The sequence below is a fragment of the Mycobacterium sp. NGS64 genome, assembly GCF_059812245.1.
The window spans coordinates 834,898-860,425 of the sequence record NZ_JCALCI010000003.1 but is presented as its reverse complement, the minus strand read 5'-3'; the positions used below and the strand labels follow the sequence as shown (position 1 = coordinate 860,425).

The following is a 25,528-nucleotide window of genomic DNA, read 5'->3' as shown; positions in this document are numbered from 1 at the left end:
ACACGATGCGGATCCTGGTTGTCGACAACTACGACAGCTTCGTGTTCAACCTGGTGCAGTACCTGGGCCAGCTAGGCGTCGAGGCCGACGTCTGGCGCAACGACGACGACCGCCTCTCGGACCCGACCACCGTCGCGGCGCAGTTCGACGGCGTCCTGCTCAGCCCGGGACCGGGCACCCCGGAACGCGCGGGCGCGTCGATCAGCCTGGTTGGCGCGTGCGCCGCGCAGCGCACCCCGCTGCTGGGGGTCTGCCTCGGACACCAGGCGATCGGCGTGGCGTTCGGCGCCACGGTGGACCGCGCGCCGGAGTTGTTGCACGGCAAGACGAGCAGCGTATTTCACACCAATGTCGGTGTGCTGCAAGGGCTTCCGGATCCGTTCACGGCGACCAGGTACCACTCGCTGACGATCCTGCCCGAGTCGCTGCCCGCGGTCCTGGAGGTGACGGCCCGCACCCGCAGCGGTGTGATCATGGGCGTGCGCCACACCGGGTTGCCGATCTACGGTGTCCAGTTCCATCCGGAATCGATCCTCACCGAGGGCGGGCACCGCATGCTGGCGAACTGGCTCGGGTACTGCGGCTGGACCCACGACGACATGTTGGTGCGCCGCCTGGAGAACGAGGTGCGCGCCGCCGTGCGGCCCTATTTCCCGGACGCCGAAACCAGCGGCGCGGGAGCTACTGGCCGAACTTCAGCGTGATGATTCCGTCCCGGTTGCAACCGGTGCCGGCCGGCGGGTTCTGATAGACGACCCGGTGGGATTGGGAGCCGCCGGCGTCGACGTCGGGCCCCTTGTCCAGCCCCCCGGTCCAGCCGAGGGCACGCAGCCGCGGTTCGGCGTCCGTCCAGAACATGCCGGTCAGGTCGGGCATCGTGAATTGGTTGCCCTTGGACACCTGCAGTTCGATGATCGAGTCCACCGGAACCATCTGGCCCTTGGGCGGATTCGTGCCGATCACCTCACCGGCGGGCCGGGTGCTGTCCACCTGCGCCTGGGTGACCTTCGTGAAGCCGTAGACCGTCAGGTTCTTCTGCGCGACGTCGACGGTCTGACCGGCGACCTCGGGGACCTGCTTGGTCTCTGGTCCGGAGCCCACGATGACGGTGATCACGTTCGTGATCGCCGACGTCTGGTTGGCCGGCGGGTTGGTCCCGATCACCTTGCCCAGCAGCTCCGGGGTCGACGGGGAGTTCGCCTGCTTGAACTTGCTGAATCCGGCGGTCTTCAGCTTGGTGACCGCGTCGCTGTAACTCAGCGACGAGACGTCGGGGACCTCGCGCTGCTCGGGGCCGGTCGAAACGTTGATGGTGATCTCGTCACCGGCGCTCACCGACGCGTTGGCGGCGGGGTCGGTGCTGATGACGTGGTCGGGCGGAACCGTCGAGTCGGGCTTCTGCAGGGTGCGCGTCTTGAAGCCCCGGTTTTGCAGCGCGGCAATGGCATCGGCGGACACCTGCCCGCGCATGTCGGGCACCTGGACATCGCGGGTGCTGCCGCCGAACGTGTTGAAGGCGATGACCACGACGATCGTCAGCACCGCCAGCACGGCGACCGCGACCACCCAGCGGCCGATGGAACCGCCGCGGTCGCGGTCGGTGTCGTCCAGCGCCTGGCGCGGCAACGGGTCGGTGCGCGGTCCGTGACCGGGGCCGGTGGACGACAGGAACGAACTGCGCTCGGCGTCGGTGAGCACCTTGGGCGCCTCCGGCGGCTCACCGTTGTGCACCCGCACCAGGTCGGCGCGCATCTCCGCCGCCGTCTGGTAGCGGTTCTCCGGGTTCTTGGCCAGCGCCTTGAGCACCACGGCGTCCAGGTCGGCGGAGATGCCCTCGTGCCGTTTGGACGGCGGTACCGGATCCTCGCGGACGTGCTGGTAGGCGACCGCGACGGGTGAGTCACCCGTGAAAGGCGGTTCGCCGGTGAGGATTTCGTAGAGGACGCAGCCCAGCGAATAGACGTCGGATCGGGCGTCGACGGAGTCACCGCGGGCCTGCTCGGGTGACAGGTACTGGGCCGTCCCGATCACGGCCGCGGTCTGGGTCACGCTGTTGCCGCTGTCGGCGATGGCGCGCGCGATGCCGAAGTCCATCACCTTGACCGCGTTGGTGCTGCTGATCATGATGTTCGCCGGCTTGACGTCGCGGTGGATGATGCCGTTCTGATGGCTGAAGTTCAGCGCCTGGCAGGCGTCGGCGATGATCTCGATGGCCCGCCGGGGCGGCAACGGCCCGTCGGTGTGCACGATGTCGCGCAGGGTGACGCCGTCGACGTACTCCATGACGATGTAGGGCAGCGGGCCGGTGGGGGTTTCCGCCTCACCGGTGTCGTACACCGCCACGATGGACGGGTGGTTCAGCGCCGCGGCGTTTTGCGCCTCGCGCCGGAAGCGCAGATAAAAACTGGGATCGCGGGCCAGGTCGGCGCGCAGCACCTTCACCGCGACGTCGCGGTGCAAACGGACGTCGCGGGCCAGATGAACTTCGGACATGCCCCCGAAACCGAGGATCTCGCCGAGCTCATAGCGGTCGGACAGGTGCTGCGGGGTGGTCATCGCGGTGTCTCATAACGGGCCGGCGATGTGCTGGGTCGAGAGGGGGTGACCCAGTCAGGTCCATGCGGCCTGCTCTGAAGTCCAGAATTACCTGAGCTCTCCGGATCCGTCCAATCCAGGCGCAGACGCGGCGCGGAGCCGCTGGGCGTCCTGCTCGCCGGCGGCGCCGTGGCCGGCGGTGTCCCGGTGTCGGTGACCGTCGGCGGCGCTGGTTGCCCGTTCTCCGCGCGGGAGTTGATGACGATGATCACCGCGATCAGGATGGCAAGCGCCCCCAGCACACCCGCGGCCCACAGCAGCGCTCGCTGGCCCGACGAGAACGTGCGCCGCGCGGGCGGCCGGGAACGACCGGTGGACGGCCCGGAGCGACGGGGCGCGACGGCGCGGCTGGGCCCGACGGCGGTGGCTCTGGCGTGCGGGCTCGACGGAATGGCCGCCGGTGAGGCCCGACCGGGGGGCGGCGACTGGCTTGGCCGCGGCGGGCGGCGACCGGCCCGGACTGCGGCGACCGCGTCGGCGAACGGTCCCCCGCTGCGGTAGCGCATCTGGGGGTTCTTCACGAGGGTGATCTCGATCAGTTCGCGCACGTTGGGCGGCAGCTCGGCTGGCAGCGGCGGCGGGGGTTCCTTGATGTGCTTCATCGCCACGGTCAACGCCCCGTCGCCGGCGAACGGGCGCTTACCCGAAACCACCTCGTAGCCAACGACTCCCAGTGAGTAGACGTCACTGGCGGGGGTGGCGTCGTGACCCAGCGCCTGCTCGGGTGCGATGTACTGGGCGGTGCCCATCACCATCCCGGTCTGGGTCACCGGTGCGGCGTCGACCGCCTTGGCGATGCCGAAGTCGGTGATCTTCACCTGGCCGGTCGGGGTGATCAAGATGTTGCCCGGTTTGACGTCGCGGTGCACCAGGCCGGCGGCGTGCGCGACCTGAAGGGCCCGGCCGGTCTGCTCGAGCATGTCGAGCGCGTGCCGCAGCGACAGCCGTCCGGTGCGTTTCAGCACCGAGTTCAGCGGTTCGCCGTTGACCAGCTCCATCACCAGGTAGGCGGTGCGGCCCTCCCCGTCCAACTGGCTCTCGCCGTAGTCATGGACCTGGGCGATTCCGGGATGATTCAGCATCGCCGTGGTGCGCGCCTCGGCGCGGAACCGTTCGATGAACTCGGGGTCCTGGGAGAACTCCTGCTTGAGTACCTTGACCGCGACGCGCCGGCCCAGCCGGCTGTCGACCGCCTCCCACACCTGGCCCATGCCACCGGTGGCGATGAGGCGCTGCAGGCGGTACCGGCCAGACAGCGTCACACCAACTCGCGGGCTCATGGTCCTCCCTGTAGCGCGGCCTCGATCACCGCCCGGCCGATCGGTGCGGCAAGCGCCCCCCCGGTCGCGGACAGGCGGTCGCCGCCGTTCTCCACCAGCACCGCCACGGCAACCTTCGGTGTCTGCGCGGGCGCGAAGGCGATGTACCACGCGTGCGGCGGAGTGTTACGCGGGTCGGTGCCATGCTCAGCGGTACCCGTCTTGGATGCAATCTGCACGCCGGGAATCGCCCCTTTCTGCTGCGCGACCTTCTCGGCGCCGACCATCAGCTCTGTTAGCTTAGCGGCGACCTGCGGTGACACCGCGCGGCGCTGTTGATAGGGCGCGGTGGTACTGATGTTGGACAGGTCCGGCCCCTTGAGGCTATCGATCAGGTAGGGCTGCATCGTCACCCCGCGGTTCGCGATGGTAGCGGCGATCTCGGCGTTTTCGAGTGGTGTGAGGGCCACATCCTTCTGACCGATGCTGGACATCCCCAGCGCCGCGGCGTCCGGGATGATCCCAATGGTGGACTCCGCGACCTGCAGCGGGATGACGCTGGGGGTGCTATCCAGCCCGAACGAGTGCGCCATGCTGCGCAGCGCGTCGGCGCCGGTACGGAGGCCGAGCTGGACGAACGCGGTGTTGCAGGACAGAGCGAACGCCTGGCTGAGCGACACCGTCGGCTCATTGCCGCACGGCGTGCCGCCGTAATTCTCCAGGGTGGCCGTGCTGCCGGGCAGCGGAATGGAGGACGCCGCGGTCAGCTGCTCGGTGTCGGTCGCGCCGGCCTGCAGAGCCGCCGCGGTGGTAATGACCTTGAACGTCGAGCCGGGTGGGTAGGTCTCGGAGATGGCGCGGTTGGTCATCGGATTATCGGGATCGTCACGAAGCCGCTGCCACGCCTGCGACTGCACCTGGGCATCGTGCGACGCGAGCAGGTTGGGATCGTAGGACGGCGACGAGACCATGGCCAGGATTTTGCCGGTGGACGGCTCCAGCGCCACGACGGCGCCCTTGCACGGCGGCCCACCGCAGCCCTGCTGCATGGCATCCCAGCCCGCCTGCTGGACCCGCGGAACGATGGTGGTGTCGACGTTGCCGCCCCGGGGATCGCGACCGGTGAAGAAGTCGGCCAACCGGCGCCCGAACAGCCGCTCATCCGACCCGTTCAGCACCGGGTCCTCGGTGCGTTCCAGTCCCGTGCTGGAGTAGCGCAGCGAGTAAAAGCCGGTGACGGGTGCGTACACGGCGGGGTCGGGATAGACCCGCAGGAAACGGAAGCGGCTGTCGGTGGCCACGGAGTACGCCAGCAACTGACCGCCCGCGACGATCTGGCCCCGTTGCCGGGAGTACTCGTCGAGCAGGACTCGCTGGTTGCGCGGGTCGGCACGCAGCCCGTCGGCGGCGAAGACCTGCGTCATCGTGGCGTTGAGCAACAGCAGCACGACCAGCGCCATCACGGTCACCGAAATCCGGCGGAGGGAGGCGTTCATACCCGCTCGATCACCTCGGTGCCGGCCGCCGCGATCGGCGACGTGTTGCGGGCGCGGGTGCGCAGGGGTCGTCGGGCGCTGTGCGAGATGCGCGCCAGGATGGCCAGCAGGATGTAGTTGGCCAGCAGCGACGAGCCGCCGTACGACATCCACGGAGTGGTCAACCCGGTCAGCGGAATCAGCCGGGTCACGCCGCCGACGACGATGAACAGCTGGATGGCCAGCGTCGAGGCCAGACCCGCGGCGAGCAGCTTGCCGAAGCTTTCGCGCGTCGCGATCGCCGTGCGCAGGCCGCGGACGATGACGATGGTGTACAGCATGAGAAGCGCCGCGAAGCCCACCAGCCCGAGCTCTTCACCGAACGCGGCGATGATGAAGTCCGTCGATGCCGCCGGCACCGTATCGGGTTGACCGTTTCCCAGCCCGGTGCCGAATATGCCGCCGGTGGCAAAGCTGAACATCGCCTGCACGAGCTGATAGCCGCTGCCGTCGGGATCCGAGAACGGGTCCCACCACATCTGCACCCGAACGCGGACGTGCTCGAAAAGGAAGTACGCCACAACGCTTGCCGCGGCGAACAGCACCAGTCCGATGACGACCCAGCTGAAGCGCTGGGTGGCGAGGTAGACAACCACCAGAAACGACGCGTAGAGCAACAGCGAAGTGCCGAGGTCTTTTTCGAAGACCATCACGCCGATGGAGATCACCCAGGCGGCCAACAGCGGCGCGAGGTCTCGGGGCCGGGGCAGGGTCATTCCCATGAAATGCTTGCCGACGCTGGTGAACAGACCCCGCTTGGCGATCAGCACCGAGGAGAAGAAGATCAGCAGCAGGATCTTGGAGAACTCGGCCGGCTGAATTGAGAAGCCCGGCAAGCGAATCCAGATCTTGGCGCCATTCTGCTCGGACAGCGATGCCGGCAGCACCGCGGGGATCGCCAAGAAAACCAGACCCGCGACGCCGCATATGTAGCCGTAGCGCGCGAGCTGTCTATGGTCTTTCAAGAAGGTGACGACCAAAGCGAAGGCGGCCACTCCGACCACGGTCCACATCAGTTGCTGGGTGGCGCTGGGGTGGCGACGGCCGCTCAACTCGTTGTTGACAAGGTCCAGCCGGTGGATCATCACCAAGCCAAGTCCGTTGAGCAGGGCCACAATTGGCAGCAGCAGCGGGTCGGTGTAAGGAGCGAAGCGCCGGATGGCCAGGTGCGCGCTACCGAACATGACCAGAAAGATGAGCCCGTAGGTCACCAGGTTCCAGTGCAGGTCACGTTCCTGGTTGGCCTGGACGATGAGCAGCGCGGCGACGGTTATCAACCCGGCGAAGAACAACAACAGCAGCTCGGCATTGCGCCGAGTGGGCAGCGGAGGAGTCACCGCGACCGGCGGCTGAAGTTGTGTGGTCATGCCACCGCCCGGCAGTCGATGCCCGGCTTAGGTGGAGGTGGCGGGAGCGCAGTCACCGTGGGGGACGTGGTCGGCGACGTGGTCGCGGGCGCTGGGGTGGCGGGAACGCTGGTCGGGGTGGCGCTGGTGGGCGGAGTGCCGCTGGAAGTGGTCGGGGGCGCTGTGGGATTCGGCTCGGTGCTGCTGCCCGTGGTCGTCGGGGCCTGCGGCGCCGGCGGGGAGGTGGCGCGGGGCGGCGGGCAGGGTGGCAGCAGGGAGTTGGCGGACAGTTCGCGCAATTGGGCGATCGCGTCGTCCAGGCTGCCGGTGGGCAGCCCGGCCTGAACCTGGGCGCGCTCGGGCGGGCGCAGATCCTGCAGTTGCATCAGGCGACAGTCCAGATGGCCTCCGCTCTGACTGAAGCCGATCAACGACAACTCGTTGCGGGCATTCAGGCAGCCGATCAAATAGGGTTCGTGCAGCGACATTCCCAGCAGCGACCCTTGGATGCCCCGCAAGATCGACACCATGCCGTGGTATTCGGCGACGTAGTAGTTGCTGCGGATGATGGCTCGGCCAATTCCTAGACCCGCAAGCACCAGCAGCACGATCAGGGTGACGACGATCGCCATCCGTCGGCGTGACCACCGCTGCCGCCGGGACGGTTCCTCTTGCGGCGGAACGCGTTTGGCGACCTCGTCGCGGGGCCTGATGGCCGAGGCGCGCCCGGCGGAGGTATTGGGCAGGGTGGTCAGTTGGTCGTCGTCGCCGGATACCGCGCCGGCCAGAATCGGCTGGGTTTGACCGTAGTCGTAGTCGACGACGTCGGCGACCACCACGGTCACGTTGTCCGGCCCGCCGCCCCGCAGCGCCAATTCGATGAGGCGGTAAGCACTTTCGGCGACGTCGGGGATCTGCAGCGCCTCGTGGATGGTCTCGTCGCTGACCGGGTCGGACAGTCCGTCGGAGCACAGCAGGTAGCGGTCGCCGGCGCGCGCCTCGCGCATGGTCAGCGTGGGCTCCACCTCGTGGCCCGTCAGCGCCCGCATGATCAGCGATCGCTGGGGGTGGCTGTGCGCCTCTTCGCGGGTGATGCGTCCCTCGTCGACGAGGGTTTGAACGAAAGTGTCGTCCTTAGTGATCTGGACCAGCTCGCCGTCGCGCAGCAGGTAGCCACGCGAGTCCCCGATGTGCACCAGCCCAATCCGGTTGCCGTCGAACAGGATTGCGGTGAGCGTGGTGCCCATTCCCTCCAGGTCGGGCTCCATCTCGACCTGTGCGGCGATGGCCGCATTGCCCGCGCGCACCGCCGCGTCGAGTTTGGCGAGCAGGTCGCCACCGGGTTCGTCGTCGTCGAGGTGGGCCAGCGCGGCGATCACCAACTGCGAGGCCACCTCACCGGCCGCGTGACCGCCCATGCCGTCGGCCAGGGCCAGTAGCCGGGCGCCGGCGTAGACAGAATCTTCATTGTTGGCGCGTACCAGGCCGCGGTCGCTGCGGGCCGCATATCGCAGGACCAGGCTCACGAGCGCCACTCTCCCCTGCAAGCGGGAGGTGCCCCCACGACCCCGGCCATGCCGGCGTCATCGTCGTAGGCGCGGCTCACGGGCGCAGCTCAATCGCCGTCTTGCCGATCCGAATCGGCGTGCCGATGGGAACCCGTACCGCAGTCGTCACCTTCGCCCTGTCAAGGTAAGTGCCGTTGGTCGATCCTAGATCCTCGACATACCATTCCGAGCCACGCTGAGACAGCCGGGCATGCCGCGTCGAGGCGTAATCGTCGGTGAGCACCAGGGTCGAGTCGTCAGCGCGCCCGATCAACACCGGCTGCCCGCTGAGGGTGATCCGGGCGCCCATCAAGGCCCCCTCGGTTACCACCAGATAGCGTGCGGCGGTGCGGCGCTGGCGTGCGGGCAGCAGGGTGCCGCGCAACGCCAAACCGCGACGCACCATGACGGCCCCGGTGGGTGCGTAGATATCGGTCCGCAGGACCCGCAGCACGGACCAGATGAATACCCATAACAACATTAAAAATCCGGCACGCGTCAGCTGCAGTACTAGTCCCTGCATCTGGCGTCCTTTCCGTCCTGGCGCCGCACCCCTCGTCGCGCCCGTGATACCGAGCACGTCAGCAACGTCACGATACTTGGACGGTCGTCGCCGCGGGGCGAAGCACGGCAGCTTTGAGCCCGGTGCGTCTAGTGGATGCGAACGATGATCTCCGAGTGGCCCAGACGGATGACGTCGCCGTCGGCCAACTGCCACTCCTGTACCGGTGCGTTGTTGACCGTCGTGCCGTTCGTCGAGTTGAGGTCGGAAAGGAGCGCGACCTGCCCGTCCCAGCGGATCTCCAGGTGACGCCGCGACACCCCGGTGTCCGGCAACCGGAACTGGGCGTCCTGGCCGCGGCCGATGATGTTGGAGCCCTCGCGCAGCTGGTAGGTCCGGCCACTGCCGTCGTCGAGCTGCAGGGTCACCGCCGCTCCGGCGGCCCCGTAGCCGCCCTGGCCATAACCGCCGTAGCCCGCGCCCGCCGGCTGCCCGTAGTCCGCCGCGCCGTAGTCGGCCGGCTGGCCGTACTCCGCGGCTTGGCCGCCGTATTCGTAGTCGCGGTGCTGGGTCTCGGGGTATCCGCCGCCCTGCGGGGGGTAGCCACCGCCCGGAACGCTTTCGGCGTACTGGGTGTAGTCGCCCGCGCCGTACTCCTGCTGGCCGTATCCACCGCCCTGCTGGTAGCCCTGCTCGTACCCGCCGCCTTGCTCCGGGTACGGCGGCCGCTGCTCGGGCGCGGCCTGCGGGGCAGGCGGCGCATAGCCCGCCTCCTCCGGGCGAGCCGGGCCGCGACCGTATTCGCCGTAGCCGCCGCCGTAGCCCTGCTGGCCGCCGGCAGGCGGGGGGTAGCCGCCGCCCTGGCGGTAGCCCTGGTCGTAGCCTTGGCCGCCGTAGCCGCCGGGAGCGGGCGGACGCTGCTCATAGGACGGCGGGTAGCCGCCACCCTGCCCTTGGTCGGGGTAGCCGGCCTGTCCCTGGTAGCCGCCTTGCTCGGGGTAGCCGCCCTGCGGGGGGTAGCCGCCCTGCGGTTGCTCGGGGTAGCCGCCGCGCGGTTCTTGGTAGCCGCCCTGGTCGGGGTAGCCGCCCTGCGAGGGGTAGCCGCCCTGCGGTTGCTCGGGGTAGCCGCCGCGCGGTTCTTGGTAGCCGCCCTGGTCGGGGTAGCCGCCCTGCGGGGGGTAGTGCTCCGGCGGACGAGGCGGCGGATATCCGCCTTGCGGAGGGTAGCCGCCTTGCTCGGGCGGATAGCCGCCACGCGGATCCGGTCCGCCCTGCGGCTCCGGGCCGCGCTGCTCGTCCTGCGGCCGCCCGTAGCGGTCGTCGTAGTACTCGTCGCCGGGCCGCCCCTGCCCCTGACCACCGCGGTAGCTCGAATTGTCAGTCATTGCTGCTACTCCTCGTTCTGCGCCGAACGCATGATCTGATTGTGGCCGGGGCGGATGGTTGGCGGTCGGGCGGGGCTCGACATCGGGATTGACAGCACCGCGGGTGCGGTACTGACCGGTATGCAGGCTCGACGACTGCTCGAACCGGACGACCACATCACCATACGTTTGCCACCCCTGTTCATAGATATAGTCGGCCAAGTACCTCGCGAAAGCGCTCGACGTGGGATTCCTGTCGGCGCCGACCTTCGCAAAGTCGTGCACACCGAGGGTAATGATGTATTCGTTGGGGGCCAAAAGACGCCCGCCCTGAAGGGCCCGGACACCGTCCTCGGCTTCCCGGCGCAGTAGCGCTTCAACCTCTTGCGGGACGATCGATCCGCCGAACACCCGGGCGAACGCGTTGTCCACGGTCGCCTCGAGCTTGCGCTCGATGCGTTGCACGAGCCCCCGTTGGCTACTCATCTTTCAGCGCTCGCCCGCTGTTGTTGTGGTGTGTCGCGGGCGCGAGGCAAACGAACCGCCCGCGTGTTGTTTCACCCCCGCATGTTATCGGGACACCGGGACACCGCGGCACCGTGGGAATTCTGAGAATCGGATCCGTCCAGGTCAGAGCCTCGCGGCCCGGCCATCAGCAGGCACTGACGGCCGCCCGGAACCGCCGAGGCGATTGGGGCACACGACTATTAGAGTGGTATGGTCCATCGGTTGATTTTCCGGGCGAGTGGCGGAATGGCAGACGCGCTGGCTTCAGGTGCCAGTGTCCTTCGGGACGTGGGGGTTCAAGTCCCCCTTCGCCCACCAAGAGTGGTTGGAGAGAAAGGTCACGACCTCGAAAGAGGGCGTGACCTTTGTGTTTTGGGCCGAGTCGCCTAGCGCGACAGCACGGACTCGATGGCGTCGACGACCTCGGGCGCGTCGGGCTCCGTGCGGGGACGAAACCGATTGACCACCTGACCGTCGGGGGCAACCAGAAACTTCTCGAAGTTCCATTGGATGTCGCCTGCCGAGCCGTCGGAATCGGCGGCCTTGGTCAGCTCGGCGTAGAGCGGGTGACGGTGGTCGCCATTGACGTCGGTCTTGGCGAGGAGCGGGAACGTCACCCCGTACGTCGTCGAGCAGAATTCCTGGATCTCTTCGGCCGTGCCCGGCTCCTGGCCCATGAACTGGTTGCACGGAACGCCGACGACCGTCAGACCACGATCGCGGTAGTCGCGGGCCAGCTTCTCCAGCGCCGTGTACTGCGGAGTCAGCCCGCACTTGGAGGCAACGTTCACGATCAGCGTTGCGCCGCCGGACAATTCGGCCAGCGTGGTGGGCTTGCCGTCGAGGGTGGTCAAGGCGATGTCGTTGAGGGTCACGCCGATGACGCTAACACTTGCTTTAGCGGGCCAGCGGGCTGTAGAAGACCAGGCCGTTGCCCTTGTTGTCGTAGACCACGGCGCGCCGCTCGTGCGCGTCGTCATACGGGCCTTTTACGATGCCGCCGCCGCTGGTCTCGGCGGCCTTCGCTGCCGCGTCGACGTCCGCGGTCTTGATGCCGACGACCACCTGCCCGGGGATGGGATGGTCCACCGCGGTCGCCAGCGCCAGGGTGACGGCCCCGCCGTCGAGCGCGGCGAAGTGGGCACCGTCGCGGAACTTCAGCGGCATCCCCAGCGTCTCGCTGTAGAACCGAATCGATTCGTCAAGGTCGTCGGTCGACAACACGATCATCCGGACTTCGTGATCGCTCATTGGTGCCTCCTGTGGCCGGGTCGCCTTACCCTAGCCCCGTGAGCAGCAACCGAGTACCGGGCGGCGTGGTGCACACGCTGCCGGCCGACCTGCGCGAAGCGCTGGCGGCCAACTCCACCGCGCTGGCGGCCTGGAAGGACATCACCCCGCTGGCGCGCAACGAGTTCATCTGCTGGGTCGAGGACGCCAAACAGGAGGCCACCCGCAAGCGCCGCATTCGCCGAACCCAGGAGGAACTGGAGGAAGGCATGCGCCGGCCGTGCTGCTGGCCCGGCTGCAAGCACCGGGAGCGCAACGGCCGCGCCTAGCCCCGCACGTCGGGCGTGACGGGATCGGTGATGTCGTCGTATTCGGGATGCTTCTTCAGCACCGTGCCGACCATGGAACACACCGGGACTATGCGCTTGCCGTCAGCACGGGCCGCCTGCAGCGCCTCCTCGACAAGGATGGTCGCCAGGCCGCGCCCGCCGTACGCGGGGTCGATCTCGGTGTGGTGGAAGACGCGCTGATTGCCGCGGTCGAAGAAGTCGGCCAGGCCGACGGTTTTGCCGTCGACGGCAATGGTGTAGCGGCCCTCCTCGGCGGTGACGGTGGTTGGTGCGCCGGTCTTGTCGGCGGTCATATGTGTTCCTTCCCTTGGGGTATCGGTCGCGGCCGCAACCGAGCGGTCGGCAGTGGCGGGGCCGGCAGTCGGGTTACCGAACCCTGGTAGCCGGTGACGGCGCCGAAGCGTTCGTCGGCGTCCTGCCAGAGCCGGCGGTAGCCCGCGATGTCGTCGTGACTGCGCCCGACGAAGTTCCACCACATCACGAGCTCTTCGGCGAACGGGGTCCCGCCCAGCAGCAATACCCGCGCCGGCCGGTCGCCCGGGTTGCGCAACCGCAACGACGAAGCGCCCGCGCCCTGGTATCCGAGGTCGCCGACCGCGAGCGTGGTGTCGCCCATGTCGACGGGTCCGAGATCGCAGAGCACGCCGTGTTCGAATGCCGGGTCGACGTCGATGTCCAGCCCGGTGCTGGGCGCCACATCGATCTGCGCGCCGACCAGTGGGGTGAACGTGCGCACCGGCGACCGGCCTCCGGCCAGCTCGCCGAGAAAGACCCGCGCCACCGCGCCGGGCAGCGCCACGGGCGGCGGCACATAGTGCGCGAAATCGCGGCCGGTGTCGCGGGCGGAATCGGGCAGCGCCACCCACAGCTGAACCCCGTGCAAGACGGCGTCCGAACCGATCGACACCTCGGAGTGACAAATGCCCGCGCCCGCGGTCATCAGGTTCAGCTCACCGGGCCGGACCACGGCGTGCACACCGGCGCTGTCCCGATGCTCCACTCCCCCGCTGAACAACCAACTGACCGTTTGCAATCCGGTGTGCGGATGCGGCGGGACGTCCATGCGTGCGCGCACGGGGCCGTAGTGGTCGATGAAACACCACGCCCCGATCAGCGAGCGTTGCCGTTGCGGCAGCGTGCGCTGCACCCTGATCGCCCGCGGCCCGCCCAACGGAACCTCGCGCGGATGCAACAACTCGGTGCCGAGCACCCGCGAAGCGCCGCAGGCGACTTCGTCCGGCGCGGTCTCGAGGTTGCTCACCGGCTCGACGCTACGCCTTGTCGGGGCATCACTTGCGCGGCGGCCGCAGCACCCGCATGGCCAGCCGCATGACCGGATCCGGCACGCGGTCCTGCATCGCCAACGCGGTATCGGCGGCCCGGGATCGCAGTGGGGCGCCGCGGCCGAAGAGCCGGTTCAGCGGCCCCCCGGTCGGCTCGATCACCACATGGAGCGGTGGCGTGCCCACCGTGGCGCCCAGCGCGTTGGAGATGACCATCCTCTGAATCTCGCTGGTGCCCTCAAAGATGGTGTACAGCTTGGCATCCCGATACCATTTCTCCACCGGGTGGTCGGTGATGTAGCCCCAGCCACCCATGGTCTGGATCGCGCGCTCGGTGGCCCGCACGGCGACCTCGCTGGCGGCCAGTTTCGACATCGAGCCCTCGCCCCGCTCGAAGGGCACCCCGTTGGCCGCCATCCAGGAGGCGCGCCAGGTCAGCAGCCGAGCGGCATCGATCTGGGTGGCCAAGTCCGCCAACGGAAAGGCGATGCCCTGGTTGTCGATGATCGGTCCGCCGAACGCCTCGCGCTCGGTGGCGTACGCCGTCGCGTACTCCAGTGCGGCGCGGGCGATCCCGATCGCCTGAGCGGCCACCATGGGGCGGGTCTGCTCGAAGGTGCCCAGCGTCGCCGAGCCGGACTGTTTTCCGCCGGCCACCACTTCGCGGGCCTTGGCGAGCTTGTGTTCCAGCTTTTCTTCTCCGCCAAGCAAATTGGCGCCAGGAACGCGCACACCCTCGAACAGCAACTCGGCGGTGTGGGACGCCCGGCAGCCCAGCTTGTCGAGCTTTCGCAGCAGCTTCAGCCCGGGCGTCCCGCCGGGCACCACGAACAGCGCCTGCCCGCGATGCCCGAGTTCCTCGTCGACCACGGCATTCACCACGTGTACGTTCGCGATACCGCCGTTGCCGATCCACATCTTGTGGCCGTCGATGATCCAGTCGTCACCGTCGCGGCGCGCGCGGGTGCGCAGGTTCCGCACGTCGCTGCCGCCCTCGGGTTCGGAGATCGCCAACGCGGCGAGCTTGATGTCGCCCGGTGTCCCGAAACACTCGGGCGCCCACTGGAGCATTTGCTCGGGGGACGCGGCCTGGCCGATCGCCGACAGCGCCAGCGCCGGCATGACGATCGCCAAACCGATTCCGGCACAGCCCCAAAAGAGCTCCTCCATGAACATCGGGAGCGAGATACCGGTCGGGTCCCCGATCAGGTCGCGGTAGAACAACGGGCTGTAGAAGCCGCGCTGGGCCGCCTCCTCCAACACCGGCCAGGGAAACTCCTGGCGCTGGTCATAATGGAGGGCCACCGGGCGGATCACTTCTTCGGCGAACTCGTGGGTGCGCCGAGCCAGATCGTGTTGTGCGGCCGTCGGTGTCAGGTCGAACGTCATGGATCCGCCTTCGGGTCGACAGACTCGGTCGTGCCAAGCCCGACTACCCCGTCGGCGGGGTCAGCAAACGGTCATGCGGCCGAACGGGGACCCACTTGCGCGATCGGCAGGTGCAACACCACCGCCGCGACCGGCATCGCCTCGTGTTCGTGGCGCGCCAGCAGGGCCGCGTTCTCGGGAAGCTGCCGCGAATTGATTTCGCCGGCAGCGATCCGCCGCAGCACGTCGTGGGCGCGGGCGAGCTGTTCCCGCTTCCGATACTGGCCGCCGGGCAGCTTGACGCCGGCCCAGACGCCGTACTCCTCGCGGTGGGCGATGGCGTGCTGGGCGCAGCGACGCTGCTGGGCGAGCGGGCAGCGGCGCAGGCATTGGATCCGCGCCTCGGTCGCGGAGCGCTCGTAGGCGCGCGCCTTCGCCGCACCGTCACCACCGTCGTCGTCGGGGTAGCCGAACCACAATTCCGGGTTGGCTGCGCAAGGGTGTCCCATGGCCGGTCTCCTTGGGTCAGTAGCGAAACGTAGGCAAAAGCGTATACGCATATCGGTCGCCTGCGCAAGAGAAACGTGATGAAAACGTATATCCGCAGGATGGACGGGCCCCGTGTGTAATATCCGGCCTATGGCCGGAGCCTGCGGTGAGCCGTGAGTCGGCCGGTGCCGCGATCCGCGCGTTGCGCGAGTCACGCGACTGGTCGCTGGCGGAGCTCGCCGCCGCCACGGGGGTCAGCATCATGGGCCTCAGTTTTCTGGAGCGCGGCGCCCGCAAGCCGCACAAAAGCACAGTTCAGAAGGTCGAAAATGGGCTCGGCTTGCCACCGGGCACCTACTCCCGCCTGCTGGTAGCCGCCGATCCGGACGCCGAGCTGGCCAGGCTGATGGCCGCACAGCCGGTCGACGCGAGGTCCGCGGCGCCCGCCGGCACGGTCGTCGTCGACCGCCACAGCGACACGGAAGTGCTGGAAGGCTACGCCGAAGCCCAACTCGACGCCCTCAAATCCGTCATCGATCGGCTGCCGGCGACGACATCAAACGAATATGAGACGTATATTCTGTCTGTGATCGCTCAGTGCGTGAAGGCCGAGATGCTGGCCGCCAGCTCGTGGCGCGTGGCCGTCAACGCCGGCGCCGATTCCACGGGGCGGCTCATGGAGCATCTACAGGCACTCGAGGCGACCCGCACCTCCCTCCTCAAGCGCATGCCGACCAGCTTGAGCGCGCGGTTCGATCGCGCGTGCTCGGAGTCTCCGCTGCCGGAGGCCGTCATCGCCGCGCTGGTCGGTGTCGGCACCGACGAAATGTGGGACATCCGCAACCGGGGCGTGATACCCCCTGGAGCCCTCCCCCGCGTTCGGGCTTTCGCCGAGGCGGTCGAGGCGACGGGTGGCGAGGGGGCGCCATGAATGGCAACGAAATAGAGGTGTTGAGCCGCGCGCATCGCCTGTTCGCCGGCGACATCCGGCAGCCGTCGCTGGATGCCGGCACCGAGCAGTACCGCGCAGCGTTGACGAGAGCTGCCGACCTGAATCATGCTGTGGCACAGGGCCGTTACCAGCTGAGCGCGGAGCGTGGCCGGCAGCGGCTGCTATCGGCGGCCCGCACCGACACTGCGGCCGCCGAGATCATCGCCGCTGCCCACCGGGATCGGGCCCGCGCCGGCGCCCTGACCAAATCCCTGGTCGACGAGGCCCGCGCGGACGCCGCCGCCACCCCGGTGACGCCGATGGCCCAGCGCGAGGCGATGCGCCGCAGCGTCGCCCGACTGCGCGCCCAGCGGTCCCATGTCCTGTCGGCCCGTGCGAACGCGCGGAGGCACTCCGCGGCGCTGCGGGCGCTGCGATACCGGTTGACGCACCATCGCGGGGCACCGACCCGCGCGGCGATCGCCGTGCGCGCGGCGTTGTCGCGGCTGGGGCGCCCGTACGTCTGGGGTGCGACGGGGCCGAACCAATTCGACTGTTCCGGGCTTGTCCAGTGGTCCTACGCCCGCGCGGGCGTCCACCTGGGTCGCACCACCTATGAGCAGATCGACGACGGGATACCGGTTTCCCGTTCCCAGGTCCGTCCGGGAGACCTGGTCTTCCCCCACGCCGGACACGTCCAGATGGCCATCGGCAACAACTTGGTCGTCGAAGCGCCCTACTCGGGCGCGTCGGTGCGAATCAGTCCACTGGGCAGCAACATCGCGATTCGCCGCCCGCTATGACACGAGAAGGTTGAACCAATGTCGGAACCAGCCGGACCTTCGATTGGCGCCATCCAGGCGCAGCAGTCGGTGCTCGCCGGCCAGCACGGCGCCGCCGCCGACGCCGACCGCGTGCTGGCGGAAGTGCTGGCCAGCGCGCATGCCGCGACCCGCGAAAGCATCGGGCGACTCGACGCCATCGCCGCGGAGATCGACCGCGCCGCCAGCGGCCGCTCGTACCTTGCCGTCGATACCCCGATGGGGGCGCGCGAATTCCGTCGGTTCCTGGCCGACAAACAGCGCGAGATCGCGACGGTGGTCGCCGACGCGCGCGAACTCGGCCGCGCGAAAAGGGCTGTGCTGGATGGCTTGCGCGCTCAGTACGCCGTGCCCACCGGCTAGCCCGAACGCGCTTCGATCCGGTCGTGCACAGGCGCGCCGGGGTGAATTGTCGACGGGAACATGCCTGGGTACTGTCGCCCGGCATGGAGGGGCCGCGACACCGATGTCGACGTATGACGAGCTGATCAACACGATCAAATCCGTCCGGGACCGCACCGGCGACCCGAACGCGTGGCAGGCCGGCTTGGCGCCGAATGAGGTGACGGCGGTCATCACCCCCACCACCCGGGCCGACCAACTCGAGGCGATCGTGCGCAAGATCCGCCAGCAACATTCGGACATCTTCGGCGCCGGGGCGCCCGTATCCGACCGGGAACAGGGCGAGGCCGCCGAGGCCATGGCGGGTGCCGAAGCCGCTCTGGCACATCAGAATTCGGCGAGCTCTCAGCTTGATATGCAAGTGATCACGGCGATCTTGAACGCCCACCTGAAGTCCGTCGAGGGCAGAGAAGCCCTGTCGAAGCTGCAGCGCGAGACCGAATCCGCCGTCCTGACCCGGTCTGATCTCGACACTCCGGCGGGCGCGCGGGACTTCCAGCGATTCCTCATCGGGAAGCTCAAAGACATCCGGGCGGTCGTCCTGAACGCGAGCCTCGACGACACGTCGAAATCGGCGCTGATGGCCGCCTGGACGTCGCTCTACGACGCCTCCAAGAGCGGAGCCGACGAACGGCCGCCCGCGTCCCCCGCCCGCGTCGCCGCGCCCGCCGACGGCACGACGCAGGAGCCTGTCGAGGACCTCGAGACCGGCTGGGACCCGCTACTGGATTCGATGCCGGCCGACGACTCCGGCCCGCCCGCAGCGGATTCCCCGGTGCCGGCCACCGGCGGGGGCAGCCCGGCCCCGGCGGCGCCGTCGGCACCGCTGATGCCGGCCATCCCGAGCCTCGGCGCCGGATCGCTGCCGGGCCTGGGTGGCCTGGGCGGCCTGCCGTTGCCCGGGCTGGAGGACGCCGGTCGCACCTTGCGCGGCATGGGCGACGAACGGCTGGTCGGGTCGCACGACCCGGAAGCGGACGATTCCGAGGGAGAGCAAAATCGGGCCGACGCAGAAGACGCCGCGACGGACCAGCGCGATTCGCCGCCGGTAGGTCCGACCACCGTGACCCTGCCCGACGGCGATACGGTGACGGCCGCCAGCCCGCAGCTCGCCGCGGTGATCAAGGCCGCCGTCGGCGGCGCGCCTATCGCAGATGCCTTCCACCAGCAGGGAATTACCATCCCGCCGCCGGGAACCGCGGTCACAGACCCCGTCGACCCGCTGCAAGCGGTACCCGGCGACATCGGCATCCTCACCGATCGTCACGCGCTCGCGCTCGGTCACGAGAAGGCCCTTCTCGACGGCCAGATTCAGCACATCGCCTCCGTGAACGGGCCGAGCTTTCTAGGCTGGGAGCATCCACCGGCGGCGACCGCGCCCGCTGCCCCGCCGGCTGAGCCGCACACACCGACACCCACCGGGCCGGCGGCCACGTCGACCGCATGAGAATAGTGATCTCGCCGGGCTTCCCCGGCGCCGCAGGAAGAGGAGACAGCAGATGGCCGAGCCAATTCGTGTGGTGCCCGCGCACTTACGTCAAGCCGCTGCGCATCACCAGGAGACCTCCGACTACTTGCGCACCGTTCCGTCGTCGCACGCGGCGATCCAGGAAAGCCTGGACTCACTCGGGCCCATCTTCGGTGAACTGCGTGAGGCCGGGCGCGATCTGCTCGAACTCCGCCGCCAGTGCTACGAACAGCAAGCCGACGACCACGCCGACATGGCCGAGAAATTGGGCATTTCGGCGGCCGCGTGGGAGCAGCACGAACAAGACGCGGCACGAGATTTCGGCGGCATCATCGACGGCGGTCGATGACGGACGCCAATCCAGCCTTCGACACCGTCCACCCGAGCGGCCACATCCTGGTCCGCTCCTGCCGCGGCGGGTATATGCACAGCGTCGCGCTGAGCGAAGAGGCGATGGAAACCGACGCCGAAACGCTGGCACAGGGCATCCTGCTGACCGCCGATGTGTCCTGCCTCAAGGCGTTACTCGAAGTCCGCAACGAGATCCTCGCGGCAGGCCATACCCCGTCGATGGAAGTCCCCACCCCGCACGATCTCGATGCGGCCATCGAAAAGCTGCTGGCGCACAAACTGCGCCGCCGCCACGGCGCGCGCTAGCGGCTCAACGGGCCTAAAGCAGCCACCTCTTCGCGCTGTCGGGATCGGGTGCGATGTCGGTGGGCGGCTCTATGGGATTGGGGCCGAACAACTCTCGGGCGCGGGCCAGCAGGGCACGCACCTCGTCGAGTTGCTGCTGCAGCGCAGAATCAGCCATGTCCCCACGCTACCCAGGCCATCGAAGCTGCACAATTCACTGACTGAATGGACGCCCCGATGGATGTCGGTAGGCTTAACCAGTGGCGATCTTCGGTCGGATGACGGCGCGCCAGCGCCTCCGGAGAGCTACTCGGGAGTCACTGACGATTCCCGCCTTCAGCTCTCCGCTGGATTGCACGCCCTGGGTGACGGGCGGGCTTTGGCCTGCCGAGCTTTCCACGACGAACGACGAAACCGCCACTCTCGCAGAGTATCTCAAGGACGACCTGCAGCGGATCACCCGAAGCGCCAATGACGAGCTGCGGGCGATCAAGCTGGCGGGAATGCCCGATTTCACCAGACGGGCGGAAGAAGCCAGGGTCATCGACGAGGCACGGGCCCGCGCCGCGCGACGAGTCGAGTCGACGATTCGGCAATTGCACGCGATGCGCGCCGCGGCGCCCGTCGAACGCGACCGCCCGCGGGATGCCGAAACCCTCAACGGCGCCGATTTGGAGACGACGCAGGTTATCCCCGTCGTCACCGACGCCGAGTGCCCGGAAGGAAGTAACGGCGCCGATCTCGAGGAGACTCAGGCCATCCCCGTCGTCACCGACGTGGCCGCCCCGCAAGCCACCGAGGCTCGGCACCGAGCCCCCGACGACGACGCCGTGACGCCGGTACCCGCGGAGCCCCGGGAAGAACCGGTCCCCTCGGCAACCGCGGCCGCACGCGAATCCGAGGACGAGCGGTTGCGGCGGCTCCTCGCGTTCGTGATCCATCAAGAGCCGCGCCTCAATTGGGCGATCGGGGATCGTCCCGACGGCACCACCGTATTGGTCACCGACTTCGCCAACGGCTGGATACCGCCGGATATCGCGATTCCGGAGGGCGTGCGGTTGCTGGAACCGGAGCGGCGCGCCGGCAAGGTATCCGCCCTGCTGGGCGAAACCGAGCGCGCCGTCACCTACGCGCCTGGGGACTCCCTGGGCCGACTGGACGACTTCGCCGAGACCAAGGCCTCGGCGCAGCCCCGCGAGTTGCCCGCGGTCGACGACCTCGGCTGGGAGCTGAGCCAGGCCACGCATTGGCGCGACGGCCTGCCGCGGATGGTGCACACCGTGGCCCGGGCCGCCACCGCCGGAACCGGTGTCGTGGAGGAAGAAATCGACCTGCTGCGAGTGCATCTTGATACCGCGCGTTATCAGCTCCTGATCCAGTACCCGGACCTCGATCCCGCGCTCTTCCTCAATTGCTTGTTGCTGGCCGCCACCGAAGCCGCCGCGACCGGGGACTCGGTGGCGGCGAACTACCACCTGGCCTGGTTTCAGAAACTCAGCGCGCCTTAACGGCTCTCTTCGCGCTTACGCGCTCATCGACCGGGGCTTGGTCAGATGGCCCCGGCTCTCTTCGCGCGCTCGAGCGCTCATCGACCGGGGCTCGGTTAGATGGCCCCGGCTCTCTTCGCGCGCTCGAGCGCTCATCGACCGGGGCTCGGTTAGATGGCCCCGGCTCTCTTCGCGCTTTCGCGCTCATCGACCGGGGCCGGGAGGCCCGGCGAAAGCCTGCGCGATCTCCAGCCACCGCTGCGCGTCGGGACCGTGCGCCGTGATGTCGAGCGCCCCCAACGGGCGCCGCTGGGTCACCAGGAAGCAGAAGTCCTCGGCCGAGCCCGTGACCCGCTGGGCGGCGTCCGGCGGCCCCCACGACCAGGTGTCGCCGCCGGGCCCGCGCAGCTCGACCAGGAACGGGTCCGCCGGCGGCGTCAGGTTGTTGATGGCGAACGCGTAATCGCGGGTGCGCACCCCGATGTGCGCGATCGACCGCAGGCGCTCGGTGGCTGGGCGCTTGACGCCGAGCGCGTCGGCCACGTCGAGTCCATGCGCCCAGGTTTCCATCAACCGGGCCGTCGCCATCGAGGCCGCGCTCATCGGTGGCCCGAACCACGGCAGCTTGCGACCGTCGGGCACCGTCAGCAGGGTGTCGTGCAGCCTTGCTCGGGTGGTCCGCCAGTCGGCGAGCAGCTCGGCCGGCGCGACGGCGGCTAGTTCCTCGGCGCCCGCGTCGACGAACCCGGTGGGGTCGGCTGAAGCGGCCTCGAGCACGGCGGCGAAGCCCGCCTCGTCGGTGGCCGCGGTCAGCGCGACCCGGTCCGTCCACAACAGGTGCCCGATCTGGTGGGCGATGGTCCAGCCGGGCGCGGGCGTCGCATCCGCCCAGCGGCCCGGCGCAAGTGGCGCCACCAACGTGTCGAGGTCGTCGCTTTCGGCCCGCAGGTCGGCCACCATCGGCGCGGCACCGGTCATGTATGCACCTTAACCAGTGCCCGCCGGCTGGCCGCGGCGCCCGATGAAGGCGTGCATGGCCAGCCCGATCAGGTACAGCCCCGACCCGAACAGCACGAACCCCGGCGCGCGTCCGTCGTTGGGAATCAGCGTGGCGGACAACGTGATCGAGACGATGAACGCCACCCAGAACAGCGCGTCCTGCACCGCGAACACGTGTCCGCGTAGCGCATCGTCGACATCCATCTGCATTGCGGAGTCGGCGCAGAGCTTGACCACTTGACCGGCCAGGCCGAGGAGAAAGCCACACACCACCATCACCGGGAGCCGCAGGCTGGCGCCCGGGATCTGGATGACCGCGGCCGCCACCAGCGCGCCATTGGCCGTGGCGTAGCGCCCCCAGCGGCGCACCACCGCCGGTGTCAACAAGTTGGCCAGGAACGCCCCCAGGCCCGCCGCGGCGAAGAACAGCAACGCGATGCCCAGGCCCCCGGTCGCCGGACGCGGACCGGGCAAATGGTGCACCAGCACCAGCATCACCAGCGAATTGATGCCCACCACCATGCGATGCGCGGCCAGGCCGGACAGGGTGGCCGCGACCGTCGGGCGCTGCACGACCGTCCGGGCGCCGTGCAGCCAGCCGGTGGTCACCGCGTAGACGGCCGATCCGTGGATCGCGCGCTCGGTGTCGTCCGGGCCCAGCACCCGGGCCCCGAACCGTAGCGACAGGAACAACGCGATCGACACCGGTATCGCGGTCATGAAGATGATCACCGAGGCGCCCTCGTCGCCGGCGCCGACGAAAAACCGGGGCACCAGCATGAAGTTGGCACCGAGGAAGGCCGCGAAGGCACCGGATGCGGTCGCCACCGAGTTCATGGTGACCACCTGCTCTCGCGGTACCACATGCGGCAGGGACGCCGACAGGCCGGATGCGACGAACCGGGCCAGGCCGTTGGCGAGCAGCGCGCCGATCAGTAGCGGTATGTCGCCGGCCCGCAACGCCAGGATGGTGCCGATGCAGGCGATGAGGATCAGCCGGCCCACGGTTGCACCGACCAGCACCAGCCGCCGGTCCCAGCGGTCCATCAGCGCGCCGGCGAACGGCCCGAGCAGGGAGTACGGCAAGAACAGCACCGCGAACGCCCGGGCGATGGCCATCGGGTCGGCGGCGCGGTCGGGGTTGAACAGCAGCGCCCCGGCCAGGGCGGCCTGGAAGAGACCGTCGCCGAACTGGCTCGCCATGCGCACCTGGAGCAGCCGCCAGAAGTCCGGCAAACCGCGCACCGACCGCCACAGGTCGACGGGTGCGCGCGACTGCATCCGGGATTGAATCACAGAACCGACTTCCACCGTTGGGGTTGGGCGCCATCGCCAACAGTACAAATATGTATCGGCCATGCCCGATTGCACCGGCCGACGTTACGAAGGTGCGATGATGGTTTGATGCCGCCCGAAGATCCGGAGGACTACGTAGCACCCGCAGCGCAGCGGGTGCGTGCCGGCACTTTGCTGCTCGCCAACACCGACCTTCTCGAGCCGACTTTTCGGCGCAGCGTGATCTACATCGTCGAGCACAACGACGGCGGCACACTGGGTGTCGTGCTCAACCGGGCCAGCGAGACCGCGGTGTACAACGTGTTGCCGCAGTGGGCCAAGCTGTCCGCCAAACCCAAGACGATGTTCATCGGCGGGCCGGTCAAGCGCGACGCGGCACTTTGCCTGGCGGCGCTGCGGATCGGCGCCGATCCGGAGGGTGTGCCGGGCCTGCGGCATGTGGACGGCCGGATCGTCATGGTGGATCTGGACGCCGACCCCGACCTGATCGCCCCCCTGCTCGAAGGGGTGCGCATCTTCGCCGGCTACTCCGGTTGGACTATCGGTCAGCTCGAGGGTGAGATCGAACGCGACGACTGGATTGTCTTGTCCGCCTTGCCATCTGACGTGCTAGCCGGGCCGAGGTCCGATCTGTGGGGGCAGGTGCTGCGCAGGCAACCGCTGCCGCTGTCGCTGCTTGCCACCCACCCGATCGACGTCAGCAGAAACTAGCCCGTTTCGTCCGGCGCGGCCGAGATCGCCGACGGCGCCGGGCCGGCCTCGTCGGCGTCGCGCGCCAGCCTGCTGGCGATCACCGCGCAGACCACCAACTGGATCTGGTGAAAGATCATCAAAGGCAACATGGTCAAACCGACTGTGGCCGCCGGGAAAAGCACCAGCGCCATCGGAAGCCCGGACGCCAGGCTCTTTTTCGAGCCGCAGAACAGCAGAACGATGGCGTCGCCACGGTCCAGCCTGGCCAGCCGGCCGACGGCCGTGGTAACGCCCAGCACCACCGCCAGCAGCACGGCGGCGACGACGGTCACCGAGATCAGGCGCCACACATCGACACTGACCCAGATCCCCTTGACGACGCCCATCGAGAAGGCGGTGTAGACCACCAGCAGGATGGATCCGCGATCCACCACCTTCAGCAGCGCCGCGTACCGGGTAATAAGCCCGCCCAGCCATGGGCGCGCCAGCTGACCCGCCGCGAACGGCAGCAGCAGCTGCACCATGATGTCGCGAATCGCGGTGCCGTCGACCCGCGGCGCGCCGGTGGTCGTCATCAACAGGACCACCAGCAGCGGCGTCAGCACCACGCCGAGGATGTTGGACAACGACGCGCTGACGATGGCGGCCGAGACGTGCCCCCGCGCGATCGAGGTAAACGCGATGGACGATTGCACGGTCGACGGGACAAGGCACAGAAACAGCAGGCCGTTGTAGAGGTCGATGGTCAGCACCGACGGCACCAACGCTCGGGCGGCCAATCCCAGCATCGGGAAGAGGACGAACGTCGTCGCCAGCACCAGCAGGTGCAGCCGCCACTGCCGGACACCGTGCCAGGCCTGCTGGGGCGACAGGCGGGCGCCGTAAAGGAAGAACAGCAACGCGATCGCCGCTTTCGCGGCGACCGACACGGCTTCGGCCGCTTCGCCGCGTGCCGGGACCAGGGCGGCCAACGCAACCGTCGCCCCCAGCGCCAGCAGGAAAGTATCGATCGGCAACGCCGACAGCCGTTTCAACATGACGGCTCGAGCGGTAAGGGTGTCAGTGGCAAGACTGTGTGCAGACGGCGCAGCTGCCGGCGCAGTCGGGCGCCGCGGCTTCACTGCGCAGCGCGAAACGCGCGCTCTGCCACGACCCGGTGGCCAGCGTCCCCAGGGCACCGGCGACGCAGATGATCAACACGACCAAAGCGGTGTCGGGGGAGGCGGCCAGGGCCACCACACCGCCGGCGGCAAACATCACGGCGGCCGCCAACTGGGGCGGGGCCATGGCGCGCAACGCCAATTGGGTGCCGCCGACGCCTTCGGTGGTCTGGTTGTGGGAGAGCGACCAGGCCCCGAACCCGGCGGAGGCCAACGCCGCACACATGCACACCACGCCCGCGATCAACATGGCCTCACAA

At 68.6% G+C, this 25,528-nt stretch carries 28 protein-coding genes and 1 tRNA gene; 11 read left to right on the top strand and 18 right to left on the bottom strand.

From position 1 onward, the window contains the following. Positions 1–5 precede the first annotated feature (5 nt). The gene (locus tag AC5Y4S_RS17975) at positions 6–704 is read left to right on the top strand and encodes an aminodeoxychorismate/anthranilate synthase component II (RefSeq protein WP_500033998.1); all 699 of its coding nucleotides are present in this window, start codon (positions 6–8) and stop codon (positions 702–704) included. Here the strand turns inward: AC5Y4S_RS17975 and pknB are convergent. From pknB to AC5Y4S_RS17940, 7 genes are all read right to left on the bottom strand, one after another. Beyond that, a complete protein-coding gene (gene pknB / locus AC5Y4S_RS17970; RefSeq protein WP_500033997.1) occupies positions 682–2,556 on the bottom strand; it encodes a Stk1 family PASTA domain-containing Ser/Thr kinase in 1,875 nt (624 codons plus the stop codon). The two genes, AC5Y4S_RS17975 and pknB, sit on opposite strands and share 23 nt — an antisense overlap. After that, a complete protein-coding gene (locus AC5Y4S_RS17965) occupies positions 2,553–3,875 on the bottom strand; it encodes a serine/threonine-protein kinase (protein WP_500033996.1) in 1,323 nt (440 codons plus the stop codon). Before AC5Y4S_RS17965 ends, pknB begins: the two co-directional genes overlap by 4 nt. Then, the gene (gene pbpA / locus AC5Y4S_RS17960; RefSeq protein ID WP_500033995.1) at positions 3,872–5,350 is read right to left on the bottom strand and encodes a D,D-transpeptidase PbpA; all 1,479 of its coding nucleotides are present in this window, start codon (positions 5,348–5,350) and stop codon (positions 3,872–3,874) included. Before pbpA ends, AC5Y4S_RS17965 begins: the two co-directional genes overlap by 4 nt. Then, positions 5,347–6,756 (bottom strand): FtsW/RodA/SpoVE family cell cycle protein, encoded by a 1,410-nt coding sequence (locus AC5Y4S_RS17955; RefSeq protein WP_500033994.1) that lies wholly within the window; start codon positions 6,754–6,756, stop codon positions 5,347–5,349. Before AC5Y4S_RS17955 ends, pbpA begins: the two co-directional genes overlap by 4 nt. Further along, the gene (locus AC5Y4S_RS17950) at positions 6,753–8,261 is read right to left on the bottom strand and encodes a PP2C family protein-serine/threonine phosphatase (protein WP_500033993.1); all 1,509 of its coding nucleotides are present in this window, start codon (positions 8,259–8,261) and stop codon (positions 6,753–6,755) included. The genes AC5Y4S_RS17955 and AC5Y4S_RS17950 overlap by 4 nt, the downstream gene beginning before the upstream one ends. A gap of 76 nt (positions 8,262–8,337) precedes the next feature. After that, the gene (locus AC5Y4S_RS17945; protein WP_067154186.1) at positions 8,338–8,805 is read right to left on the bottom strand and encodes an FHA domain-containing protein FhaB/FipA; all 468 of its coding nucleotides are present in this window, start codon (positions 8,803–8,805) and stop codon (positions 8,338–8,340) included. 128 nt (positions 8,806–8,933) lie between these two features. Next, positions 8,934–10,634: an FhaA domain-containing protein gene (locus tag AC5Y4S_RS17940; protein WP_500033992.1), complete on the bottom strand. Its 1,701-nt coding sequence runs from the start codon at positions 10,632–10,634 to the stop codon at positions 8,934–8,936. Positions 10,635–10,887: 253 nt separating this feature from the next. Here AC5Y4S_RS17940 and AC5Y4S_RS17935 point away from each other — a divergent pair. Beyond that, positions 10,888–10,973, top strand: a tRNA-Leu gene (locus tag AC5Y4S_RS17935). 68 nt (positions 10,974–11,041) lie between these two features. Here the strand turns inward: AC5Y4S_RS17935 and AC5Y4S_RS17930 are convergent. Beyond that, entirely contained in the window at positions 11,042–11,530 is a 489-nt protein-coding gene (locus AC5Y4S_RS17930; RefSeq protein ID WP_500033991.1) for a glutathione peroxidase, read from the bottom strand. A 22-nt stretch (positions 11,531–11,552) separates the two neighbouring features. Further along, positions 11,553–11,906, bottom strand: a complete 354-nt coding sequence (locus AC5Y4S_RS17925; protein WP_500033990.1) for a VOC family protein — start codon at positions 11,904–11,906, stop codon at positions 11,553–11,555. Positions 11,907–11,944: 38 nt separating this feature from the next. Between AC5Y4S_RS17925 and AC5Y4S_RS17920 the strand changes: the two genes are divergently transcribed. Further along, entirely contained in the window at positions 11,945–12,214 is a 270-nt protein-coding gene (locus tag AC5Y4S_RS17920) for a YdeI/OmpD-associated family protein (protein WP_068111986.1), read from the top strand. On the opposite strand, the gene AC5Y4S_RS17915 is transcribed toward AC5Y4S_RS17920, so the two are convergent. The 4 genes from AC5Y4S_RS17915 to AC5Y4S_RS17900 form a co-directional block, all read right to left on the bottom strand. Beyond that, the gene (locus tag AC5Y4S_RS17915) at positions 12,211–12,528 is read right to left on the bottom strand and encodes a GNAT family N-acetyltransferase (RefSeq protein ID WP_500033989.1); all 318 of its coding nucleotides are present in this window, start codon (positions 12,526–12,528) and stop codon (positions 12,211–12,213) included. The two genes, AC5Y4S_RS17920 and AC5Y4S_RS17915, sit on opposite strands and share 4 nt — an antisense overlap. Then, complete coding sequence (locus AC5Y4S_RS17910; RefSeq protein WP_500033988.1) at positions 12,525–13,496, bottom strand: pirin family protein; 972 nt, start codon at positions 13,494–13,496, stop codon at positions 12,525–12,527. The genes AC5Y4S_RS17915 and AC5Y4S_RS17910 overlap by 4 nt, the downstream gene beginning before the upstream one ends. A gap of 28 nt (positions 13,497–13,524) precedes the next feature. Further along, entirely contained in the window at positions 13,525–14,907 is a 1,383-nt protein-coding gene (locus tag AC5Y4S_RS17905; RefSeq protein WP_500033987.1) for an acyl-CoA dehydrogenase family protein, read from the bottom strand. A gap of 71 nt (positions 14,908–14,978) precedes the next feature. Further along, a complete protein-coding gene (locus AC5Y4S_RS17900; protein ID WP_068111974.1) occupies positions 14,979–15,395 on the bottom strand; it encodes a WhiB family transcriptional regulator in 417 nt (138 codons plus the stop codon). Between the two features lie 146 nt (positions 15,396–15,541). On the opposite strand from AC5Y4S_RS17900, the gene AC5Y4S_RS17895 reads away from it, so the two are divergent. From AC5Y4S_RS17895 to AC5Y4S_RS17870, 6 genes are all read left to right on the top strand, one after another. After that, positions 15,542–16,306 carry a helix-turn-helix domain-containing protein gene (locus AC5Y4S_RS17895; RefSeq protein WP_500033986.1) on the top strand — a complete coding sequence of 255 codons (765 nt, stop codon included), beginning with the start codon at positions 15,542–15,544 and terminating at the stop codon, positions 16,304–16,306. Next, positions 16,303–17,109: a C40 family peptidase gene (locus AC5Y4S_RS17890; protein WP_500033985.1), complete on the top strand. Its 807-nt coding sequence runs from the start codon at positions 16,303–16,305 to the stop codon at positions 17,107–17,109. Before AC5Y4S_RS17895 ends, AC5Y4S_RS17890 begins: the two co-directional genes overlap by 4 nt. Before the next feature lie 18 nt (positions 17,110–17,127). Further along, positions 17,128–17,490: a DUF4226 domain-containing protein gene (locus tag AC5Y4S_RS17885; RefSeq protein WP_500033984.1), complete on the top strand. Its 363-nt coding sequence runs from the start codon at positions 17,128–17,130 to the stop codon at positions 17,488–17,490. A 103-nt stretch (positions 17,491–17,593) separates the two neighbouring features. Next, entirely contained in the window at positions 17,594–18,976 is a 1,383-nt protein-coding gene (locus AC5Y4S_RS17880; RefSeq protein WP_500033983.1) for a DUF4226 domain-containing protein, read from the top strand. Positions 18,977–19,028: 52 nt separating this feature from the next. Next, entirely contained in the window at positions 19,029–19,346 is a 318-nt protein-coding gene (locus AC5Y4S_RS17875) for an ESX-1 secretion-associated protein (protein WP_068111957.1), read from the top strand. After that, the gene (locus AC5Y4S_RS17870; RefSeq protein WP_068178947.1) at positions 19,343–19,654 is read left to right on the top strand and encodes a DUF2694 family protein; all 312 of its coding nucleotides are present in this window, start codon (positions 19,343–19,345) and stop codon (positions 19,652–19,654) included. The genes AC5Y4S_RS17875 and AC5Y4S_RS17870 overlap by 4 nt, the downstream gene beginning before the upstream one ends. A gap of 13 nt (positions 19,655–19,667) precedes the next feature. Here AC5Y4S_RS17870 and AC5Y4S_RS17865 read toward each other — a convergent pair whose 3' ends face one another. Then, positions 19,668–19,811, bottom strand: coding sequence for a hypothetical protein (locus AC5Y4S_RS17865; RefSeq protein WP_169924623.1), 144 nt, complete (start codon positions 19,809–19,811; stop codon positions 19,668–19,670). 82 nt (positions 19,812–19,893) lie between these two features. Between AC5Y4S_RS17865 and AC5Y4S_RS17860 the strand changes: the two genes are divergently transcribed. Next, on the top strand, positions 19,894–21,141 hold the full coding sequence (locus AC5Y4S_RS17860) for a DUF5631 domain-containing protein (RefSeq protein ID WP_500033982.1): 1,248 nt from the start codon (positions 19,894–19,896) through the stop codon (positions 21,139–21,141). A gap of 183 nt (positions 21,142–21,324) precedes the next feature. Here AC5Y4S_RS17860 and AC5Y4S_RS17855 read toward each other — a convergent pair whose 3' ends face one another. Together AC5Y4S_RS17855 and AC5Y4S_RS17850 are read right to left on the bottom strand one after the other, a co-directional pair. Next, positions 21,325–22,098: a TIGR03084 family metal-binding protein gene (locus AC5Y4S_RS17855; RefSeq protein ID WP_500033981.1), complete on the bottom strand. Its 774-nt coding sequence runs from the start codon at positions 22,096–22,098 to the stop codon at positions 21,325–21,327. A 9-nt stretch (positions 22,099–22,107) separates the two neighbouring features. Further along, complete coding sequence (locus AC5Y4S_RS17850) at positions 22,108–23,400, bottom strand: MFS transporter (RefSeq protein WP_500033980.1); 1,293 nt, start codon at positions 23,398–23,400, stop codon at positions 22,108–22,110. A 123-nt stretch (positions 23,401–23,523) separates the two neighbouring features. On the opposite strand from AC5Y4S_RS17850, the gene AC5Y4S_RS17845 reads away from it, so the two are divergent. Next, positions 23,524–24,126 (top strand): YqgE/AlgH family protein, encoded by a 603-nt coding sequence (locus AC5Y4S_RS17845; protein WP_152531273.1) that lies wholly within the window; start codon positions 23,524–23,526, stop codon positions 24,124–24,126. Here the strand turns inward: AC5Y4S_RS17845 and AC5Y4S_RS17840 are convergent. Continuing rightward, positions 24,123–25,142 (bottom strand): bile acid:sodium symporter family protein, encoded by a 1,020-nt coding sequence (locus tag AC5Y4S_RS17840; RefSeq protein WP_500034058.1) that lies wholly within the window; start codon positions 25,140–25,142, stop codon positions 24,123–24,125. The two genes, AC5Y4S_RS17845 and AC5Y4S_RS17840, sit on opposite strands and share 4 nt — an antisense overlap. A gap of 25 nt (positions 25,143–25,167) precedes the next feature. Beyond that, entirely contained in the window at positions 25,168–25,518 is a 351-nt protein-coding gene (locus AC5Y4S_RS17835) for a hypothetical protein (protein ID WP_500033979.1), read from the bottom strand. Between the last annotated feature and the right edge of the window lie 10 nt (positions 25,519–25,528).

Coding starts and splice junctions, on each gene's coding strand:
- pbpA (WP_500033995.1), bottom strand. CDS start 5,350: ATGAACGCCTCCCTCCGCCGGATTTCGGTGACCGTGATGGCGCTGGTC.
- AC5Y4S_RS17965 (WP_500033996.1), bottom strand. CDS start 3,875: ATGAGCCCGCGAGTTGGTGTGACGCTGTCTGGCCGGTACCGCCTGCAG.
- AC5Y4S_RS17945 (WP_067154186.1), bottom strand. CDS start 8,805: ATGCAGGGACTAGTACTGCAGCTGACGCGTGCCGGATTTTTAATGTTG.
- AC5Y4S_RS17845 (WP_152531273.1), top strand. CDS start 23,524: ATGCCGCCCGAAGATCCGGAGGACTACGTAGCACCCGCAGCGCAGCGG.
- AC5Y4S_RS17885 (WP_500033984.1), top strand. CDS start 17,128: ATGTCGGAACCAGCCGGACCTTCGATTGGCGCCATCCAGGCGCAGCAG.
- AC5Y4S_RS17955 (WP_500033994.1), bottom strand. CDS start 6,756: ATGACCACACAACTTCAGCCGCCGGTCGCGGTGACTCCTCCGCTGCCC.
- AC5Y4S_RS17855 (WP_500033981.1), bottom strand. CDS start 22,098: ATGACCGGTGCCGCGCCGATGGTGGCCGACCTGCGGGCCGAAAGCGAC.
- AC5Y4S_RS17850 (WP_500033980.1), bottom strand. CDS start 23,400: ATGCAGTCGCGCGCACCCGTCGACCTGTGGCGGTCGGTGCGCGGTTTG.
- AC5Y4S_RS17835 (WP_500033979.1), bottom strand. CDS start 25,518: ATGTTGATCGCGGGCGTGGTGTGCATGTGTGCGGCGTTGGCCTCCGCC.
- AC5Y4S_RS17940 (WP_500033992.1), bottom strand. CDS start 10,634: ATGAGTAGCCAACGGGGGCTCGTGCAACGCATCGAGCGCAAGCTCGAG.
- AC5Y4S_RS17905 (WP_500033987.1), bottom strand. CDS start 14,907: ATGACGTTCGACCTGACACCGACGGCCGCACAACACGATCTGGCTCGG.
- AC5Y4S_RS17890 (WP_500033985.1), top strand. CDS start 16,303: ATGAATGGCAACGAAATAGAGGTGTTGAGCCGCGCGCATCGCCTGTTC.
- AC5Y4S_RS17915 (WP_500033989.1), bottom strand. CDS start 12,528: ATGACCGCCGACAAGACCGGCGCACCAACCACCGTCACCGCCGAGGAG.
- AC5Y4S_RS17875 (WP_068111957.1), top strand. CDS start 19,029: ATGGCCGAGCCAATTCGTGTGGTGCCCGCGCACTTACGTCAAGCCGCT.
- AC5Y4S_RS17870 (WP_068178947.1), top strand. CDS start 19,343: ATGACGGACGCCAATCCAGCCTTCGACACCGTCCACCCGAGCGGCCAC.
- AC5Y4S_RS17865 (WP_169924623.1), bottom strand. CDS start 19,811: ATGGCTGATTCTGCGCTGCAGCAGCAACTCGACGAGGTGCGTGCCCTG.
- AC5Y4S_RS17975 (WP_500033998.1), top strand. CDS start 6: ATGCGGATCCTGGTTGTCGACAACTACGACAGCTTCGTGTTCAACCTG.
- AC5Y4S_RS17925 (WP_500033990.1), bottom strand. CDS start 11,906: ATGAGCGATCACGAAGTCCGGATGATCGTGTTGTCGACCGACGACCTT.
- AC5Y4S_RS17880 (WP_500033983.1), top strand. CDS start 17,594: ATGTCGACGTATGACGAGCTGATCAACACGATCAAATCCGTCCGGGAC.
- AC5Y4S_RS17900 (WP_068111974.1), bottom strand. CDS start 15,395: ATGGGACACCCTTGCGCAGCCAACCCGGAATTGTGGTTCGGCTACCCC.
- pknB (WP_500033997.1), bottom strand. CDS start 2,556: ATGACCACCCCGCAGCACCTGTCCGACCGCTATGAGCTCGGCGAGATC.